Here is a 17,989-nt window from a genome sequence, read left to right as displayed (position 1 = left end):
TGCGCAACCGACAGGGCCAGAGTCAACGGGAACCCGCAGGATATGGCCTGCCAGTGGCACTTATCCACAATATCTTGGCGAAATACGCAAGAACACGCGTGTTTCAATAGGGTGAACACTCGAACAGGTCATAGCCCAGATCCTCTGAGCGGCCGAAGTTGATGCATTCGTAATTGCGACGCGATATCGCCGCCAGCAACAGCTTTTCCCCGGCCTCACGGTCGCAACCCAGCACACCGACAGTTACAGCGGCGTCGCCCAACACATCGAGGATGGGGCAGCCCGAAACCTGCATCATCGCCAAGCCCGCCCGTTGGCGTATGGGCCCAAGACGGGGCGCGTATTGGGTGTTGACCCGCACGGCCTCGGCCAGATGCCCGCGCACGCGCACATCAAAGACGCTGCCATTCACAGCCACGCGCGTGGCAGGTAGGTCCCGGAAATGCGGCGTGCCTGCGGAACAGGCTGCCAGCAGGAAAATTGCAACAAAGCGGATCATGCCCGCTTATGTGCGCGAATTTGGTTAATAGAACCTTTCTGGCACTACGCCCGCAATACCTGACCCAACCGGCGGACACCCTCGCGGATCGTATCTTCGTCCGAGTTGGAAAAGCTCAGCCGGATCGTATTTGCCCCGCTGCCATCAGGGAAAAACGCCTGCCCCGGAACAAAGGCAAGCTTGACCGTCTTCAGCGCTTTCTCCAGCAGTTCCGCACCATCTGTTCCTTTCGGCAAAGTCACCCAGACAAACATGCCACCTTCCGGCTGAGTCCATGCGACCCCTTCGGGCATATGCTCGTCCAAAGCTGCAAGCATGGCGTCACGACGGGCGCTATAGGCGCTGCGCAGCTTGGGAATATGTGTTTCAAAACAGCTTTCGGCCACCTTATGCACGGCCATCTGGTTGATGGTAGACGAATGCAGATCAGCCGCCTGTTTCAGCAACACCAACCGCGAGATGGTCGACTTGGCCGCAACCACCCAACCCAGGCGCAATCCCGGTGAAAGGGTTTTCGAGAAACTGCCGCAATAGATCGTCCGGCACGCCTCGATGGATCCCTTGCGCGCGATCTCAAGCGCCAGCACGGGTGGGATCGGCTCACCATCATAGCGCAGCGCTTGATAAGCCCCGTCTTCGATCACGGCACAATCCAGCTCATCGGCCAGATCCAACACAGCATTACGGCCCCGCAAATCAGTGGTTTCCCCTGTAGGGTTGGCAAAATCAGCCGAGAGATAGGCGAATTTGACCGCACCTTCGCCAGCGGCGGCCCTGTATTCCGCCGCCCCCATATTGCCTTCGACGCTCAGTTGGTCAAAGCGTGGCTCATAAGCGCTAAAGGCGTTGATTGCGCCCAGATAGGTGGGCCATCCAACCAGGGCCGTGTCACCCGGTGACAGGAACAGCTTGCCCAGATAGTCCAGCGCCTGTTGCGAGCCTGAGGTGATCAGGATGTTATCGATATCGCAGGGGATACCCATCTGGCCCATGTGTTCGGCCAACCATTGGCGCAGCGGGGGATACCCCTCGCTGACGGAGTATTGCAGCGCCTGAGTTTGCTGGTCAGGGGTCAAAGACGCCTGGAATGCCTGCGCAAAAGCCTCGGCCGGAAACAAGGCCGGATCGGGGATGCCACCGGCAAAAGACACGATGTCCGGTTGCTCCAACAGCTTCAACAGCTCACGTATTTCCGACGCTTTCATGCGGGACATACGGGTTGCAAAAAGGTGATCCATCGACTCAGGCCTCCTCTGCCCTGACGTTTCAGGTCAAGTTACTCAGAACCCTATATAAGTCAATATTTATGACCTAAATTTCCAACGCGCCCGATGTCTTGAACACCGCCGCTTAACGTGGTCATATGATTTGACCAATTTCGAATGAAGACCGGATGCCCTTTCAAAAAGTTCAAACCGAAAAGCTGTCGCTTGCCGTGGTTCGGCAGATCGAACTTCTGATCCTGCGGGGCATTTTGCGCCCGGGCGAGCGCCTGCCGGCAGAACGTGAACTGGCCGAGCGCCTTGGGGTGTCACGCCCGTCGCTGCGCGAAGCCATTTCGGAATTGCAGGCGCAGGGTTTGCTGACCGCAAAAGCGGGTTCCGGCATCTACGTGGCCGAAGTTTTGGGCTCGGCCTTCTCCCCAGCGCTGATCCGTCTGTTCGGAAGCCATGACGAAGCGGTGTTCGATTATCTCTCGTTCAGACGGGACATGGAGGGGCTGGCCGCCGAACGCGCAGCGCGATTGGGTTCAGACAGTGATTTGCGTGTTATCCAAGCCTTGATGGACAAAATGGAGGCCGCCCATGCCGACAATGCGGCAGAAGATGAGGCCCAACTGGACGCTCAGTTTCACATGGCGATCATCGAGGCCAGCCATAACGTTGTGATGCTGCATATGATGCGTTCGATGTTCGACCTGCTGCGTCAGGGCGTGTTCTATAACCGGCAAATGATGTTCCATCAGCGCACCACCCGCGACGCAATCCTGGACCAGCACCGCGCCATCAACACGGCCTTGCAAGAACGCGACCCCAAAGGCGCGCGTCAGGCCGTGGAACAGCACCTAAGCTATGTGGAGCGGTGTATGGCCGACTACCAGAAAGCCAACCGAAACGAAGCCATCGCACAGCAACGCCTGCAACAGGTCAACCGGAGCAGTTGATGTTCATCGGTCGCTGATCAGCTGTTCCAGAACCTGAAGAAATTAGCACAAGAAAAAACCCGGTCATTGGACCGGGTTCGTTTCGTTCGTATGTGGCGCCAGATCAGTGCAGCTTTTCTCCAACATCCGCGATGGATGCGTCGATCAGCTTGTTGGCCTGGGTCGCTGTCATCTGCTTGGCCAAGACCGCGTTGGCTGCCGAAACCGCGACCGAGATCGCCTGATCGCGAACCTCTTTCACAGCAGACGCCTCGGCGGATGCGATCTGGTCCTGCGCAGCTGCGAGGCGACGCTCGATGGATTTCTCCAGATCGACCTTGGCTTGTTCCGCGGCCAGCGCCGCGTCTTCTTTGGCAGCGGCCACGATGGCATCGGCTTGACCCTGCACTTCGCGTTGCTTGCGCTCATACGAGGCCAACAGGCTGCGGGCTTCTTCGTGCAGCGCGCGCGCCTCGTCCAACTCGGACTTGATGCCTTCGGCACGTTTGTCCAACAGACCACCGATCATGCCGGGGACCTTGAAGTAGAACAAGATCGCGATGAAGACGATGAAGCCCAGAAGGACCACAAAGTCGGTATTGGCTAGCGAAAAGAACGGGCCTTTGGCTGCAAAGGCCGGGCTGGCTGCGCCGAAGGTCAGGATAAGGGCAAGAGTGTTCCGCATGTCACTTATCCTTTCATCTGCGCGTCAACAGCACTGTCGATGGCTTTGGCATCTGCCTCGCCGCCCAGCGCGGTTACCAGTTCAGCCGCCGTGTCCTTGGCAACCACTTGAATGCTTTCCAGCGCACCGGCTCGGATGTCGGCAATAGCCTTTTCCGATTCAGCCGCCTTTGCAGCGATTTCCGCATCCGCCTTGGCAATCGCGTCATCCAAACCAGCCTGGATTTCGGCGCGTGCTTCGGCAGCAATACGCTGCGCTTCGGCACGGGCATCAGCCAGCGCCTTGTTATAGGCCTCTTCGGCCTCGACCGCCTTGGCCTTCAGATCTTCGGCCGCAGCCAGGTCATTTGTAATGGTCCCCTGACGTTCCGCCAGGATAGCCGCAATGCGCGGCAGGGCCACGCGAGACAGGACCAGAAAGATGACGACCAGCGTAATGACCAGCCAGAAAATCTGGTTGGGGAACCAATCAAAGCAGAGCTGTGGCATCCCGATGGCAGAGCCATAGGAGTCAACGCACGAGCCAGCCACTTCTTTGGCAATGGGTTCAGTCGCCATGATGTCCTCCGTCGGAACGTTGTCTTTACAACAGGCGGGCCACTATGGCGTGGGCCCACCTGCGCGTAAGGATCAGGTTCCGCAGATTATACGGCGAACATCAGCAGCAGCGAGACCAGGAATGCAAAGATCCCCAGGGCTTCTGCGAACGCGATACCGATGAAGAGGGTTGCGGTCTGCGATGCAGCCGCCGAAGGGTTGCGCAGAGCGCCGGCCAGGAAGTTGCCTGCAACGTTGCCCACCCCGATTGCGGCTGCGCCGGAACCGATTGCTGCCAGGCCTGCGCCGATATGTGCGAGATCGCCTTCCATGATGTATCTCCTTACGAATTGGAAGTTTCGATGTTGGGTGTTCGAACCTTAGTGCGACGGATGCAGCGCATCCTTGAGGTAAACACAGGTCAGAATGGTGAATACGTAGGCCTGAATGAAGGCCACCAGGACCTCAAGACCATACATTGCGGTGATCGCCAGGACCGACACGGGCGAAATCACGGCAACCGCGGCAAAGCCTGCGAAAACCTTGATCACGGCGTGGCCCGCCATAACGTTACCGGCAAGACGGATGGAATGGCTGACCGGACGCACAAAGTACGAGATCAGCTCGATCACGGCCAGGATGGGCCGCAACGCCAGAGGCGCGCTGGAAACCCAAAACAGGCCCAAGAACGCAGTGCCGTTCTTGACGAAGCCCAGGACGGTGACGGTCAGGAACACGGCCAGCGCCAGCGGGATGGTAACAGCGAAATGCGATGTGGTGGTGAACGATGTCGGGATCAGGCCCAGGAAGTTCGCGCTGACGATGAACATGAACAAGGTCATGACATAGGGGAAGAACTTGACGCCGTCCTTGCCACAGATGTCTTCCAGCATCTTGTAGACGAACCCATAGGTCAGCTCTGCAATCGACTGGGTCCGGCTGGGGACAATAGCGCGCTTCGACGTGGGCAGAACCAGCAACAGAACAACGGCAACGATCGCCAGGAACAACCACAGTGTCACGTTGGTGATCGTGAACATGCCAACCGCACCGTCGCCGAACAACGGCTTGACGATGAACTGGTCCATCGGGTGGAAAACCAGGCTGCTGCCTTCTGCTGCGGTGGTCTCAGTTGCCACGTTCAGTCCCTCTCGTCCTTCTCGGCAGCCGTCGCTGCCACTTGTTTCTCTTGAACCTCTTTCGCGCTGCGGAGCATAACCTTCACGCCCGCGACAAGGCCCAGCAATGTGAACAGCACCAGAAAGATCGGGATCGTCCCGAACAGGCTGTCCAGCCCGTATCCGATGCCAAACCCGATCCCCAGACCGGATACCATTTCGATGACCATCCTCCAGGCAAGCTCGCCCCCGGATATGTCAGCATCAGCGCGGGTCTTGGGCTCATTGGCCTTTTTCGCCGCGTCGATCTTGGCCTCAAGCTGCGCCATACGCTGCTTTTGGTCGTCATCGGTCACGGACGGTTTCCTCGCGCTGTCTTGAGGCTAGGTGCTAAGGGTGAAGCCGCCCAGAGTCAACGCCATTGCGCGGCCAGATTGCCACAGGTTAAACCATTGTAAAATATATGGATTTATCCCTTCCCTAGAAGAGGGAACGGTGCCAGTTTGCGGCGGTAACGCGCCAAAAGCCTGAAACCGCATATTCAACCAAATGGTTGACCAAACCCAAGCGCTGTGGTTGAGCCTGCTCATGTCAAATGATCTCGACACTGTTTTCGCGGCCCTTGCCGACCCGACCCGCCGCGCCATACTGGCGATGTTGCTGGAGGACGATATGGCGGTCACCGACGTGGCGGAGCCGTTCGAGATGTCACTGGCCGCGATCTCGAAACATCTGGTTATCTTGACCAGGGCGGGGCTGATTTCTCAGGAAAAGCGGGGGCGCGTCAAATGGTGCAAGCTGGAACCCGACGCCCTGCGCGCGGCTTCGGTTTGGATGCAGGGGTTCGGGCAGTTCGAGCCCGTGAACCTGGATGCCTTCGAGCGGTTTTTAGAGGTCGAACTGCCCACTGACGAAAGCTGAACGCGCCTACCGCACGGCCAGTACCGACATTTTTGCGTGCTTGGCAAGATATCCGGCATGGCTTGAAAAGATATAGTCGGTAATTCGCGGTGCGTGAGTTCCAACCACGATCAAATCGGCATTGATTTCCTCGGCCGTTCGCGTCAGGTCTCTGTCCACCTCGGCTGCCACATCGACCGAATGAATCTTGCGAACGATGACTTCCGCACCGCTGTTTGTTGCCAGATTTTCCGCAAATGCAGCAAGTTCGGCATCAAACTCGGCCTCGGATTTCGAGGCGGTGCCCATATGAACACCCGACACGCTTACCAGGGTAATTTTCGCATGTTGCCATTTGGCCATTTCTGCAGCGATATCCGCTGCTTTTCGGACTTCAGGTGGCAAATTTCGATCGACGGGTAACATGATATGACTGAACATATTTGTCCTCCTCTCCCATTAACTCAAGATAGGTGGAATGGACAAAGGTCGCCTTGATCTGGCTCAACAAATTCTGCAGTTGGCATATGATTTGACGTAAGCTTTTCGCGGTCGATCTTAGCGGTCGATACGCGCCCGGATCCCTTCAGCTTGTTGTAACAGTTTTCTCACCGGACACCTGCGCATCACTTTTCAACAAAAGCAACAAAGCCACCACTGTCATAACGGCACCACCCAGGATCAGCACCGTGGGCGCTGGACGGCCCAAGGCGATCTCCCACAAAATCACCCAACTGGGGATCAGATAGGTATAGGCCATAACCTTGGCCGAAGGCAGGCGCAGCGCTGCGAATTGAACCAGCACAAAGCTTGAGGCGGTGGCAAAAACCGCAAGATACATCAGAGTGATCCAGACGATAGCGGGAAGATTGGCCCAATCGGTCTGGCGAATGTCAGACCATCCAAAGACGGTCAGCATGACACAGCCTGCGATCAATGTACCGAAGGTGAACACAACCGCGGGTTCGCCGCGATTCAGTTTACGCACCATCGGGGTATAGACCGCGTGCGCGGCGCAGCCCCAGAAAAAGATGATCTCACCCGTCCCGACTTCGAATGCGCGAAAGGCCTGCCAATCCGCGCGAAAAATCACCCAAAGGGCTCCGACAGCACCAATGGACAAAGCCAAAGCCATGCGCGGTGTCGTAACCTGTCGCAACAACACCCAGCCCGCAACGGCAGACATCACCGGGGTCAAGGTAAACACTGCTGCCGCGCTGACGGGCTTGGCTGTTTTGAGGCCATAGAACATCAGCACGAAATAGGTCCCGAACAGGCCACCAAGCACCGCGTATCGCCACGGGGCTTGCGCCGCACTACGAGGCAGGCCTGTCGTCACCAAGGCGGCGACACCGATCAAAACCGCTGCAATCGCAAAGCGCGCCGCAGTGATCGCGGACGGCGCTATCTGATTTGCAACAATTGATCCTAAAGAAAAACTACCGGCCACCAGACCGGAGAAAACCAGCATGGCCAGGTGGCCACGGGCCTGATCCGTCATGAGACCCAGCCCTTTGCCTTTTCTTTCAGGAAGGTCAAAAAGGTCTGTACCTTTGTGGTGCGATGCAAATCGACATGCGTGACCAGCCACAGTTTCCCGGACCAATCCGGAACCGGGTCCATAACCTCGACAAGATCCGGATGTCGCGCGGCCTCCCACCGGGCCATGAACCCGATCCCCGCGCCTGCCACAACCGCTTCGCGCATGCTGAAGTTGTTGGTACACCGGAACGTTATGGTGTCTGCCGGAACCGTTTCCCGAAGCCAGCGCGAGAACGGTGCCCGGCTGTTTTCATCATCAGTGCTTACAAACACGTGGTTGGGAAAGTCTTCAACGCTGGATGGGGCACCATTTCTCTCGATATAGGACCGGCTGGCATATAGGCCGATTTCCTGCGGAATGAAGGGCTGCACCACGTTGTCCGGTTGGTCGGGCACCGACCCGGCCCGGATTGCCACATGCGCCTCGCCATATTCCAATCGGAACAAGCGATCGCCGGTCAGATAGCGCACGATCAAGCCTGGGTGCATCTGCTGAAACTCGGTCAAGGCCGGTACGATCAGCGGCGCCAACGAAGCAAGCGAAGTCACCACGAGCTCGCCCGAGACATCGTCACCGCGCCCTTTCATGCGCCCGACAAGCTGGTTGAACTGATCTTCGGTGGCTTGGGCCACGCGCAGCAGATCCTCTCCGGCATCTGTCGGCGTGTAACCACGCGCATGGCGCTGAAACAGTTTTACACCCAGCCGCATCTCGATAGCATCAATATGCCGGATAACCGTTGCGTGGTGCACGCCCAGCACATCCGCGGCGCCACTGACCGTGCCCATCCGTGCAACGTGGTAAGCCGTTCTCACTTCGTCCCAATTGTCCATTGCATCTCTTTCAATGTGCAAATCCTGGAAGCTGTGCAAATTCTAACAGCAACTGTTGGTATACTTGGGTTTTGTTCGCGAATGCAACAATCATATTGACATCAACTGCATCACCACAACCACAGGACAAAGCTGATGACACAGACCGTATTGCATATCGACGCCTCGGCCCGGCGCACAGGATCCACCACCCGAGACCTGTCCGACAAGATCGTCAAGCACCTCAACGCAACCCGCATCATTCGCCGTGACCTTGCTACACCCTTGCCGTTGCTGACCGAAGACTGGATCACCGCGAATTTCACCCCAGCTGATGAGCGTGACGATGTCCAACGCGACCGCCTGGCACTGTCGGATGAACTGGTCAACGAATTGCAGCGCGCCGACACCGTGGTGATTGGCCTTCCGATCTACAACTTTTCCGTCCCCGCCGCGTTCAAGGCGTGGATTGATCTGGTCGCCCGCGCTGGACTGACCTTCGCGTATTCCGAAAACGGCCCCAAAGGGCTGCTGCAAGGCAAGCGCGCCATTCTGGCCATCGCCTCGGGCGGCACTGCCGTCGGGTCCGAGATTGATTTTGCCACCGATTACGCCAAACACGTGTTGGGCTTTATCGGCATTCAGGATGTTGATGTGATCGCGGCTGATCAAATGGCACTGGATGCGGAAGGCTCGCTCAACAAGGCGCAACAAGCGCTATCTGAACTGGCAGCCTGATTGACCTCCCTCAAATTTGCGTCCAGTCTGCGCTTTGGATCGAAGTGAGCAGCCTGGACGTTTCCCATGAAGAAGATCGGCATCTTGGGCGGTGTGGGATGGGCCTCCACCGTCGATTACTACCGCGCCATCGCCCAGGGCGCAGGGCGTTATTTCGCCGAACGTAGCCACGGCTCACCCTTGCCGATACCACCTATCACAATCGAATCCGTTGTGCAGGCGCAAACCCGCGCGTTGCGTGGCATCGCGGGTGACGAAGACAGCTGGGCAGAATTTGACGCCGTGTTCCGCAACGCGCTTTTGACCTTGCAAAGTGCAGGCTGCGATTTCGCCATCATCGCCTCAAACACGCCCCATGCCCGCCTGCATGCGATCCGGCAGGGAGTTTCCATGCCAATCCTCAGCATTTTCGACGCCACGGCCGAGGCGACCAAGACCACTGGTGCTTCGAAGGCTCTGGTACTAGGCACAACCGTCACGATGCAAGCGACGAACTATGCAGATCATCTGGCAAATCACGGCATCGCCGCCAACCCGCGCCTGCCTGAGACAGAGATCGCCGAAATGCAGGCTATGATCGACACAGATTTCTATGGTGGAGCTTCAAATGGTGCTCATGCCCGTTTGCTAGACTTCTGCAACCGACACGCAACACCCGGCGCCGCTATCCTCCTGGCCTGCACCGAACTCCCGCTTGCTTTCCCCGATCACCTGGACGATCCGGTGTTCGAGGCAGATGGCCATCTTTTCATCAACCCCTCCGCCGCACATGTCACTGCGGCTCTGACCAAAGCTTTGGCAGGGTTCTAGGCCCCTCTTCTTCTGTTCAAAAATACCTCCGTCGGAGACACGCGCCGCAAGGCGCGTTTTATTCCCCCCAACTCTTTGACCGCATTGCTATGAAGATACTCCGCGATACGCCAAACCAACTGATCCTGTCCAACACTCCCTGGCTGATTGGCCTGATGCTTATTGGCTTTATCCTCGCCTTTCTGGGCGCGGGTATCTTTATGGTCAGCGACGGCGACAAGCCTGTCTGGTTCGGCATCTTGTTCGCGTTTTTTGGTGGCGGCATGGGGGCCGTAATCTTCTGCGCCATGGTCCGGCGGGTTCAGGTCATATTGGACCGCCCATCCAAAACAATCCTGATCCGCCGCCAATCCGTTTTCGGCTACGAGACAGTTGAACATGCGCTTTCGGATCTTTCGCATGCCGAGGTTGAGACATCGCGCACCTCACGCCGAGGCAGCTCTTCCAAGGTCCACCGGCCTGTTCTGATTTTGGACAAAGGCATGAGCGCCGGTCGCCATCCCATCGTCGAGACCTATTACAGCGGAGGCGGGGCCCAAAGGCTGGTTGATGCCGTCAACAGCTGGCTTCCGGCCCGCAAGGTTGACACAGACGGCCAATCCGCATAAAGCCCTGCCCAAACATCCGGAAGCGTTTGACCTTCCGGTCCCTTGAGTCGTTCAGGGATCGCCCCCCACCAGCGAGTTTCGCCCGTGGGGGCAATGCCAGTTGGCCTGCCCCCACATCTAAGCCAGTGGGTTAGGGGCAAGCCATTTGGAACGTCCCCCGCACCTAATTCGGTGGGAGGGGGTAATTGTGGATTGAACCGGTGCCGCTTACGTAAGGGGTGCCACCAGATAACCGGCATAGGAGGCCGAAGGCATGTTTGAAAATCTATCCGAACGCCTCTCTGGCGTCTTTGACCGGCTGACCAAACAGGGTGCCCTGTCCGAAGAGGACGTCAAAACCGCGCTGCGCGAGGTGCGTGTTGCCCTGCTGGAGGCGGATGTCTCGCTGCCGGTTGCGCGTGAATTCGTCAAGAAGGTGCAGGAACAAGCCACTGGGCAAGCCGTCACCAAATCGATCACCCCCGGCCAGCAGGTCGTGAAGATCGTGCATGACGCGCTGGTCGATACACTCCGGGGCGAGGATGACCCCGGTGCACTCAAGATCGACAACCCGCCTGCCCCAATCCTGATGGTCGGTCTGCAGGGTTCTGGTAAGACCACCACAACCGGTAAGCTTGCCAAGCGGCTAAAAGAGAAAGAGGGCAAGAAGGTTCTTATGGCCTCGCTCGATGTCTATCGCCCGGCGGCGATGGATCAGCTGGCGGTTCTGGGCACACAGGTGGGCGTCGATACCCTGCCGATCGTGCCAGGCCAGAAACCGGTCGATATCGCAAAACGCGCTAAGCAGCAGGCCACCTTGGGTGGCTATGACGTCTATATGCTCGACACTGCCGGCCGCCTGCACATTGACGAAGTCCTGATGGACGAGGTCGAGCAGGTCCGCAACGTGGTCGATCCGCGCGAGACTCTGCTGGTGGTCGATGGCCTGACCGGTCAGGTCGCCGTTGAAGTTGCCGAGGAGTTCGACGCCAAGGTCGGCATCTCGGGCGTTGTTCTGACCCGGATGGATGGCGACGGACGCGGCGGTGCGGCGCTGTCGATGCGCGCGGTCACCGGCAAGCCCATCCGCTTTGTCGGTCTAGGCGAGAAAATGGACGCGCTCGAAACCTTCGAGCCGGATCGGATCGCAGGCCGCATTCTGGGCATGGGCGATATCGTTGCGCTGGTCGAAAAAGCCCAGGAGACGATGGAGCTTGAACAGACCGAGCGCATGATGAAGCGCATGGTCAAAGGTCAGTTCAATATGAACGACCTGAAAATGCAGCTCGAACAGATGATCCAGATGGGCGGGATGCAAGGCATGATGGGCATGATGCCCGGCATGGGCAAGATGGCCAAACAGATGGATGCCGCTGGTCTGGACGACAAAATCCTGCGCCAGCAGATCGCCATGATCCAATCGATGACCAAACGCGAACGCGCCAACCCGCAATTGCTGCAAGCCAGCCGCAAGAAACGGATTGCCGCTGGTTCGGGGATGGAGGTCAGCGACCTCAACAAGCTGCTCAAGATGCACCGGCAGATGTCGGACATGATGAAGAAGATGGGCAAGATGGGCAAAGGCAAGATGCTGAAACAGGCCATGAAAGGCATGTTCGGCAAAGGCGGCCCCTCGCCCGAAGAAATGGCCGCAGGCATGGACCCCAAGGCGCTGGAACAGGCGGCCAAGGCAATGGGCGGCAAGATGCCCGGCGGCCTGCCCGGCCTGGGTGGCGGCATGGCTCTGCCACCGGGGCTCAGCGGCTTTGGGAAGAAGAAGTAATTGGCTGTTTACCGCTGCATATCGCTGTGCTCACGCGTGAAACCGGAGGTCTTTCGATGACCTTTGGGTTCGAAGTCGCGCCAAATGCGCAGGGGGCTGAACTGGCCGAACGTGTGGCGGGTGCTATCCCGACGCTCGAAACAGAGCGTTTGGTTCTGCGCGCACCGCGATTGTCGGATTTTGACACCTATGCCCGGATCGTCGCCAGCCCGCGCGCACGCTATCTGACCCTGATGTCGCGCGAAGATGCGTGGTACGATTTCGCTCAGATGATCGCCATCTGGGCTCTTCGCGGTCACGGATTGTGGTCTGTCACTTTGAAGACGGATGGCGCATTGCTGGGGTTCGTCGTCCTGGGGTTTGAACCCGAAGATCCTGAACCGGAACTTGGTTTCATCTTCACCGAGGAAGGTGAAGGCCACGGCTTTGCCCATGAAGCTGCCAGCGCTGCGCTGCGCTTTGCGTTCCAACGATTGAATTGGGAAACGCTGGCCAGCTTTGTCGCCAAGGGCAACGATCGGTCACAGCGCCTTGCAGAACGTTTGGGCGCCACGCTGGAACGCGAGATCATTGAGCAAGACGGTGTCACATTGGTCTATCGTCATCTGCCCGACCCCGGTGATGGCGGGATGGAGGCTTACGCATGACCTCTTTCGCCATCCCTTCCATTGAGACCAACCGTTTGATCCTGCGCGCACCGCATCTGGATGATCTGCCCGCAATGACCGCCTTCTTTGCGACCGAACGCAGCCATATGGCGGGCGGTCCAAAAGATGAGATCGGTTGCTGGGAGTCGCTGGCCAAACGCTTGGGACACTGGGCGCTGAACGGGTTCGGAATGTGGCACCTGACCGAGAAATCGAGCGGAGAGTTCGTTGGTTGGGCCGGAATGATCTTTGCCCCCGGCTGGGCCGAGCCTGAATTGGGGTGGGCCCTGATGGCCGAAGCTGAAGGCAAAGGTTTTGGGTTCGAGGCCGCGCAGGCCGCGCGTGACTATGCTGCCCGACATCGGGGTCTGAACGGCGTCATGAGCTATATCGCCCACGCCAATGACCGCTCGCGCGGATTGGCCGAACGCCTTGGCGCCACCTACGAGTGCGACGGCACATTGCTGGGCAAAACAGCCCAGATCTGGCGTCACCCGCAGATTGACCTGACGACCGAAAGGACCGGCCAATGACCAACCCCGTGACCCAAGCTGCCACGCTGTTGAAAGAGCATCGCGAAAGCATCGACCGGCTGGATGCGATCCTTGTCTATACACTGGGCGAGCGGTTCAAGCACACCCAGGCCGTTGGCAAGCTCAAGGCCACACATGACCTTCCCCCGTCCGATCCCACGCGCGAAGCCGCGCAGATCGCACGGCTTGAAGACCTGGCGAAAGAGGCCGATCTGGACCCCGCTTTCGCCAAGGCTTTCCTGAATTTCATCATTCAGGAAGTCATCCGACACCACAAGAAACACCAAGAATAACTGGGCATCCCCCAGTCACGCCATTCAAAGGAGATACCACCATGGCAATGAAAATTCGTCTCGCCCGCGGCGGCTCGAAAAAACGTCCCTTCTATCGCATTGTTGCGGCTGACAGCCGTATGCCCCGCGATGGTCGTTTCATCGAGAAGCTGGGCACCTACAACCCGCTGCTGCCGAAAGACAGCGAAGAGCGCGTGAAAATGAACATGGAGCGCATCCAGTACTGGCTGGATCAGGGTGCTCAGCCCACCGACCGGATCGCCCGCATGCTGGAAGCGGCCGGTGCCCGTGACAAGGCTGAGCGTAACAACCCCAACAAGGGTACCCCGGGCAAGAAAGCTCAGGAACGCGCCGAAGAAAAAGCGGCCAAAGCTGCTGAGGCGGCTGAAGCCGCTGCTGCACCGGCTGAAGAAGAAGCTGTCGCAGCAGAAGAATAAGCAGGCGGGCGCGTGCGAGATCAGGATTTCACCGACGATTTTCGCACGCAGTTCGATCTGTTGATGCGGCTCCGGCGCGATGTACGCCGGTTCCGCACCGACCCGATAGACGAGGCAGTGCTGACGCGCTGCCTCGACGCGTTTCAACTCGCACCCTCTGTGGGGCTTAGTGAACCCTGGCGGCTGCTTCGGGTCGACTCCGAGCACGCACGGGCGCTGGCACTTGAAAATTTTGAGGACGCCAATGCACAGGCCCTAACCGGATACACAGGCGAGCGCGCGCAGCTATACAGCAGCCTCAAGCTTTCGGGCATGAAACAGGCACCGGTTCATCTGGCCGTTTTCTGTGACGAGGCAACACCAAAGGGCCACGGGCTGGGTGCGAGCACCATGCCCGAGATGCGGCGTTATTCGGTCGTCTCGGCCATCACGCTATTCTGGCTGACCCTTCGGTCCGAAGGGCTGGGCATGGGCTGGGTTTCGATCCTCGACCCAGAGCGCCTGCGCCACGACCTGAAGGTCGAAGAAGACTGGAGCCTGATAGGCTATTTCTGCATCGGCTGGCCGGAACGCAGCTCGGACACGCCCGAACTTGAACGCGCAGGCTGGGAAAACCGCGCCAACGCTCTAACGATTGAGAAACGGTAACATCCTATGTTCGGATTGATACGACTTCCCATCCTGCTGCTGATCGCATTTATTGTGGGCGTGTTCTTTGAACGCAGCAATCAGCGTGAAGCCTGCGAGGGGCTTGGGCAATGGCGAAACGGAATATGTTTGACGACGGGCGCGCCAAATGAGTGATCTGATCTGTGTGGGCAGCATTGCCGGTTCTTACGGGGTACGCGGCGAGGTGCGGGTGAAGAGCTTTTGCGCCGTACCCGAGGATATCGAAAGCTATTCGCCATTGACCAACGAAGACGGCAGCGAACGCTTTCCGCTGGTCCTGACCCGCCCGATCAAAAACGGGTTTGCGGCCCGACTGGGTGGCATTGAAACCAAGGAACAGGCGGATGCGATCAATGGTCTGCGTCTCTATGCGCGCCGCGATCAACTGCCCTCGCTGCCGGATGATGAGTTCTATCACACAGACCTGATCGGCCTTTCGGTCTATGACACCGGCGGTACGTTGCTGGGGCGGGTCAAGGCAGTTCAGAACCACGGCGCGGCGGATCTACTGGAGCTTGAGGGCGCAGGGTTGAAGTCAACCGTCTTGTTGCCCTTCACGCTCGAGGCTGTGCCCACCGTCGATCTGGACCAAGGCCGTATCATCGCCGACCCACCCGAAGGTCTGCTGTAATGCGCCGCGTGCTGCTGCATTTGGGTCTGCACAAGACGGGCACAACTGCAGCACAGTCTTTTCTGTTTGAAAACCGCGAGTTGATCTGGCCCCGCCATGCGCTGGTCTTGCCTTATCGGACCCGCAAAACCGGCCTGTCCGAAGCGGCTACACGACACTCGGTTTATGGCCTGCCAAGCACCCTATCCGAATTTCGCGACAAGATGCGTGATTTTCTGGCTAGTTTGGATTTCGGCGAGAAACGCGGTCTGATCCTGAGTGAAGAGAATTTCTCGGGCCTGCGCCCCAGCCGTAATGTAGCGGTGGGATATGAAGCTGCACCCGAACTGGCAGCGTGTTTGGTCGAATTGGTCCAGGAACGGCTTGGCGACGAGGTCGACATAACGCTTTACCTTTCGCTGCGCCAACGCGGAGGATGGCTGCGCAGCCTGTGGTCGCACGACCTGTTGCGCACCCGTCTGGTGCAGGATTTCGAAACCTATCGCGACCGGATGGCTGAGGTTCCGTCACCACAAACGGCTGCGATGCAGATCCGCGACCGCATAGAGAACGCTCGGGTCAAAACAGAATGGCTGGAAGATCTGCAGTATCGTCCCTTCGGCGCTGGCGACCCGTTTGCCGCGTTTCTGGATCTGCCCCCAGAGCTAAAGTCGAAACTGCTTGCCCCAACACGCGTGAACCCGCGCCTGCCCGAAGATCTTCTGGAAGAATTGTTGCAGTTGAACCGCTCGGGGCTGGACGATGCGGCGCTGGAGTTGCAAAAGACGGCTTTGGTTGAAAACGCGCAAAAGGATCTGGCTCGTACCCGATGACCGAAACATCCGACAAACCTCTTGGCAAGTCTCATGGCCGCAAGGCGATCCGGCCAACGCTGAAGCCGCGCGAGTTGATGACCCCGACGCCTGATCTGCACGGGGTTTGGAAGGCCAAGGTCATCACCCTGTTTCCCACCGCCTTCCCCGGCGTTCTGGGTGAAAGCCTGACCGGCAAAGCCTTGCAGGAAGGCCTGTGGCAACTGGAAACCGTTGACTTGCGCCAGTTCGGCATCGGCAAGCACCGCAATGTTGATGACACCCCTGCTGGCGGCGGTGCGGGCATGGTGCTGCGCGCGGATGTTCTGGGCGCCGCGATTGAGCACACGATGTCGGGTATCCGCGGCAACTGGCCCCTGATCTATCTCAGCCCGCGCGGCCGAAGAATGGATCAGCAAATGATGCAGAACCTCGCGCGCTGCGATGGCATGACCCTGCTCTGCGGACGTTTCGAAGGTGTGGATGAGCGTGTATTGGAGCACTATGGCATCCAGGAAGTCTCGTTGGGCGATTTCGTCATGACGGGTGGTGAGATTGCCGCGCAAGCGCTGATCGACGCCACCGTGCGACTGATCCCCGGCGTCTTGGGCAATCAGGCCTCGGCTGAAGAGGAAAGCTTTTCCTCGGGCCTGCTGGAACATCCGCAATATACCCGCCCGGCCCAATGGAACGGACGCGACATCCCCGAGGTTCTGATGTCAGGCCACCACGGGCGCATCGCCGAATGGCGTCAGAAAATGTCAGAAGAGATCACGCGCGCGCACCGTCCCGACCTTTGGGCGAAACACGCGGGCAACAAATCCGACTAGCCGCCTGACTTCCACCGGGCCCAGATCTCGGGTGGGCCGTTGAACGTGTTGATATCGACACGCCCGTCGACACCAGGTACCAGACCGGTGCCGGTATATTGCCAGAACCGCCAGATTGTTCCGGGATAGACCTGACGCGGATGCCCGGCCACGGAGCGCAGCCAGAATTCGGTCTTGGGCAGGCGATCGATCTGCGTGTCGGCAAAGAAATCGACGGTCGTGTAGACGATCGGCCTGCGCCCGTAATGACGTTCGAGGATGTCCAGAAACCGCTGCGCCTCGGCCCGTACTTTGCGACCATCAGGGCGGATCCGACAGGTCCTGGAATGCGGTGTCCATTCCATATCCAGCACATGCGGAAGGTCCGCGCCCTTCGGCACATTCTTGATGAACCACCGCGCCTGCTCGCGCGCGGATCGGCAGAAATAGTAATAGTGATAGGCGCCCCAGGGCACACCTGCGGCCTGCGCCCCTTTACGGTGGGTGTCGAACATCGGATCGGCCACGTCGCCACCCTCGGTCGCCTTGATGAAAACAAAACTCACCCCATTGGCCCGCGCGGTGCGCCAGTCAATCGCCCCTTGCCAACGCGACACATCCAACCCATGCACCGGGTAAAGCCCGGGATGACGCCCGTCCCATTCATGCGGATCAGCATCCGCAAATTTTGGAAAGATCAAAGCCGGGCTGGTCGTATCCGCAAAAGCCTGAGGCTCAAGACGCTGCGGCGGCGGGCCACCGCGACCGCACGACAGGGCAACAAAGGCCAGAACGGCCAGCGTAACGACACTGCGCATAATCCATACCTGCACAAAAGAACTGCTCTTCTAATTCCGTCCAGAATGCCTGATCGGCCCCTAAAAGCAACGCCGTGATTTTGGAGCGGCGGAATATTACCGGGTTGGATCAGGTCGTTTGACTGCAATGTATCGATCAGCCAAGGACCTCACCCACGGATGTCTGCCAAAGTAGACCAAGCATCTCTGGATCGACCATGCCGTCAA

At 58.5% G+C, this 17,989-nt stretch carries 25 protein-coding genes; 14 read left to right on the top strand and 11 right to left on the bottom strand.

Annotated features, from left to right (window positions below; all coding sequences use genetic code 11):
- Positions 1 to 103: 103 nt before the first annotated feature.
- Both GOV38_RS20375 and GOV38_RS20370 read right to left on the bottom strand, forming a co-directional pair.
- Positions 104 to 499, bottom strand: coding sequence for a hypothetical protein (locus GOV38_RS20375; protein WP_171130599.1), 396 nt, complete (start codon positions 497 to 499; stop codon positions 104 to 106).
- Between the two features lie 44 nt (positions 500 to 543).
- A complete protein-coding gene (locus GOV38_RS20370) occupies positions 544 to 1,737 on the bottom strand; it encodes a PLP-dependent aminotransferase family protein (RefSeq protein WP_171208830.1) in 1,194 nt (397 codons plus the stop codon).
- 155 nt (positions 1,738 to 1,892) lie between these two features.
- Between GOV38_RS20370 and GOV38_RS20365 the strand changes: the two genes are divergently transcribed.
- On the top strand, positions 1,893 to 2,663 hold the full coding sequence (locus GOV38_RS20365) for a FadR/GntR family transcriptional regulator (RefSeq protein WP_171102731.1): 771 nt from the start codon (positions 1,893 to 1,895) through the stop codon (positions 2,661 to 2,663).
- A 103-nt stretch (positions 2,664 to 2,766) separates the two neighbouring features.
- On the opposite strand, the gene GOV38_RS20360 is transcribed toward GOV38_RS20365, so the two are convergent.
- The 5 genes from GOV38_RS20360 to GOV38_RS20340 all read right to left on the bottom strand — a co-directional run bounded on the left by GOV38_RS20360 (position 2,767) and on the right by GOV38_RS20340 (position 5,337).
- The gene (locus GOV38_RS20360) at positions 2,767 to 3,327 is read right to left on the bottom strand and encodes a F0F1 ATP synthase subunit B (protein WP_171102729.1); all 561 of its coding nucleotides are present in this window, start codon (positions 3,325 to 3,327) and stop codon (positions 2,767 to 2,769) included.
- 5 nt (positions 3,328 to 3,332) lie between these two features.
- Positions 3,333 to 3,884, bottom strand: a complete 552-nt coding sequence (locus GOV38_RS20355) for a F0F1 ATP synthase subunit B' (protein WP_171102727.1) — start codon at positions 3,882 to 3,884, stop codon at positions 3,333 to 3,335.
- Between the two features lie 86 nt (positions 3,885 to 3,970).
- Positions 3,971 to 4,195, bottom strand: a complete 225-nt coding sequence (locus GOV38_RS20350) for a F0F1 ATP synthase subunit C (protein WP_005981269.1) — start codon at positions 4,193 to 4,195, stop codon at positions 3,971 to 3,973.
- A gap of 48 nt (positions 4,196 to 4,243) precedes the next feature.
- A complete protein-coding gene (locus tag GOV38_RS20345) occupies positions 4,244 to 5,002 on the bottom strand; it encodes a F0F1 ATP synthase subunit A (RefSeq protein ID WP_171102725.1) in 759 nt (252 codons plus the stop codon).
- A 2-nt stretch (positions 5,003 to 5,004) separates the two neighbouring features.
- Positions 5,005 to 5,337, bottom strand: coding sequence for an AtpZ/AtpI family protein (locus GOV38_RS20340; protein ID WP_171208831.1), 333 nt, complete (start codon positions 5,335 to 5,337; stop codon positions 5,005 to 5,007).
- Positions 5,338 to 5,569: 232 nt separating this feature from the next.
- Between GOV38_RS20340 and GOV38_RS20335 the strand changes: the two genes are divergently transcribed.
- Positions 5,570 to 5,902: a helix-turn-helix transcriptional regulator gene (locus GOV38_RS20335; RefSeq protein ID WP_171102721.1), complete on the top strand. Its 333-nt coding sequence runs from the start codon at positions 5,570 to 5,572 to the stop codon at positions 5,900 to 5,902.
- Between the two features lie 6 nt (positions 5,903 to 5,908).
- Here the strand turns inward: GOV38_RS20335 and GOV38_RS20330 are convergent, their stop codons facing one another.
- From GOV38_RS20330 to GOV38_RS20320, 3 genes are all read right to left on the bottom strand, one after another.
- Entirely contained in the window at positions 5,909 to 6,322 is a 414-nt protein-coding gene (locus tag GOV38_RS20330; RefSeq protein ID WP_171102719.1) for a universal stress protein, read from the bottom strand.
- A gap of 145 nt (positions 6,323 to 6,467) precedes the next feature.
- Entirely contained in the window at positions 6,468 to 7,382 is a 915-nt protein-coding gene (locus GOV38_RS20325; RefSeq protein ID WP_171208832.1) for a DMT family transporter, read from the bottom strand.
- On the bottom strand, positions 7,379 to 8,257 hold the full coding sequence (locus tag GOV38_RS20320; protein ID WP_171102716.1) for a LysR family transcriptional regulator: 879 nt from the start codon (positions 8,255 to 8,257) through the stop codon (positions 7,379 to 7,381). The genes GOV38_RS20325 and GOV38_RS20320 overlap by 4 nt, the downstream gene beginning before the upstream one ends.
- Before the next feature lie 135 nt (positions 8,258 to 8,392).
- Here GOV38_RS20320 and GOV38_RS20315 point away from each other — a divergent pair, with 135 nt between their 5' ends.
- From GOV38_RS20315 to trmD, 12 genes are all read left to right on the top strand, one after another.
- A complete protein-coding gene (locus tag GOV38_RS20315) occupies positions 8,393 to 8,974 on the top strand; it encodes an FMN-dependent NADH-azoreductase (protein WP_171102714.1) in 582 nt (193 codons plus the stop codon).
- Between the two features lie 66 nt (positions 8,975 to 9,040).
- A complete protein-coding gene (locus GOV38_RS20310; RefSeq protein ID WP_171208833.1) occupies positions 9,041 to 9,784 on the top strand; it encodes an aspartate/glutamate racemase family protein in 744 nt (247 codons plus the stop codon).
- A gap of 89 nt (positions 9,785 to 9,873) precedes the next feature.
- Positions 9,874 to 10,392, top strand: coding sequence for a hypothetical protein (locus tag GOV38_RS20305; protein WP_171208834.1), 519 nt, complete (start codon positions 9,874 to 9,876; stop codon positions 10,390 to 10,392).
- Positions 10,393 to 10,645: 253 nt separating this feature from the next.
- Complete coding sequence (gene ffh, locus GOV38_RS20300; protein ID WP_171208835.1) at positions 10,646 to 12,154, top strand: signal recognition particle protein; 1,509 nt, start codon at positions 10,646 to 10,648, stop codon at positions 12,152 to 12,154.
- Positions 12,155 to 12,210: 56 nt separating this feature from the next.
- Positions 12,211 to 12,801: a GNAT family N-acetyltransferase gene (locus tag GOV38_RS20295; RefSeq protein ID WP_171208836.1), complete on the top strand. Its 591-nt coding sequence runs from the start codon at positions 12,211 to 12,213 to the stop codon at positions 12,799 to 12,801.
- Entirely contained in the window at positions 12,798 to 13,334 is a 537-nt protein-coding gene (locus tag GOV38_RS20290) for a GNAT family N-acetyltransferase (protein ID WP_171208837.1), read from the top strand. Before GOV38_RS20295 ends, GOV38_RS20290 begins: the two co-directional genes overlap by 4 nt.
- A complete protein-coding gene (locus GOV38_RS20285; RefSeq protein WP_171102694.1) occupies positions 13,331 to 13,627 on the top strand; it encodes a chorismate mutase in 297 nt (98 codons plus the stop codon). Before GOV38_RS20290 ends, GOV38_RS20285 begins: the two co-directional genes overlap by 4 nt.
- Before the next feature lie 41 nt (positions 13,628 to 13,668).
- Complete coding sequence (gene rpsP / locus GOV38_RS20280) at positions 13,669 to 14,064, top strand: 30S ribosomal protein S16 (protein WP_171102692.1); 396 nt, start codon at positions 13,669 to 13,671, stop codon at positions 14,062 to 14,064.
- Between the two features lie 12 nt (positions 14,065 to 14,076).
- Complete coding sequence (bluB, locus tag GOV38_RS20275; RefSeq protein WP_171208838.1) at positions 14,077 to 14,712, top strand: 5,6-dimethylbenzimidazole synthase; 636 nt, start codon at positions 14,077 to 14,079, stop codon at positions 14,710 to 14,712.
- Positions 14,713 to 14,860: 148 nt separating this feature from the next.
- On the top strand, positions 14,861 to 15,364 hold the full coding sequence (rimM, locus tag GOV38_RS20270) for a ribosome maturation factor RimM (protein WP_171102688.1): 504 nt from the start codon (positions 14,861 to 14,863) through the stop codon (positions 15,362 to 15,364).
- Positions 15,364 to 16,176 (top strand): hypothetical protein, encoded by an 813-nt coding sequence (locus GOV38_RS20265; RefSeq protein WP_171208839.1) that lies wholly within the window; start codon positions 15,364 to 15,366, stop codon positions 16,174 to 16,176. Before rimM ends, GOV38_RS20265 begins: the two co-directional genes overlap by 1 nt.
- On the top strand, positions 16,173 to 16,985 hold the full coding sequence (gene trmD / locus GOV38_RS20260) for a tRNA (guanosine(37)-N1)-methyltransferase TrmD (protein WP_171208840.1): 813 nt from the start codon (positions 16,173 to 16,175) through the stop codon (positions 16,983 to 16,985). The genes GOV38_RS20265 and trmD overlap by 4 nt, the downstream gene beginning before the upstream one ends.
- Here the strand turns inward: trmD and GOV38_RS20255 are convergent.
- A complete protein-coding gene (locus GOV38_RS20255) occupies positions 16,982 to 17,782 on the bottom strand; it encodes a GH25 family lysozyme (protein WP_171208841.1) in 801 nt (266 codons plus the stop codon). The genes trmD and GOV38_RS20255 overlap by 4 nt on opposite strands.
- Between the last annotated feature and the right edge of the window lie 207 nt (positions 17,783 to 17,989).

Source organism: Ruegeria sp. HKCCA5839, from assembly GCF_013035585.1.
GTDB lineage: Bacteria > Pseudomonadota > Alphaproteobacteria > Rhodobacterales > Rhodobacteraceae > Ruegeria.
This window is presented reverse-complemented; position numbering and strand designations above follow the sequence as displayed.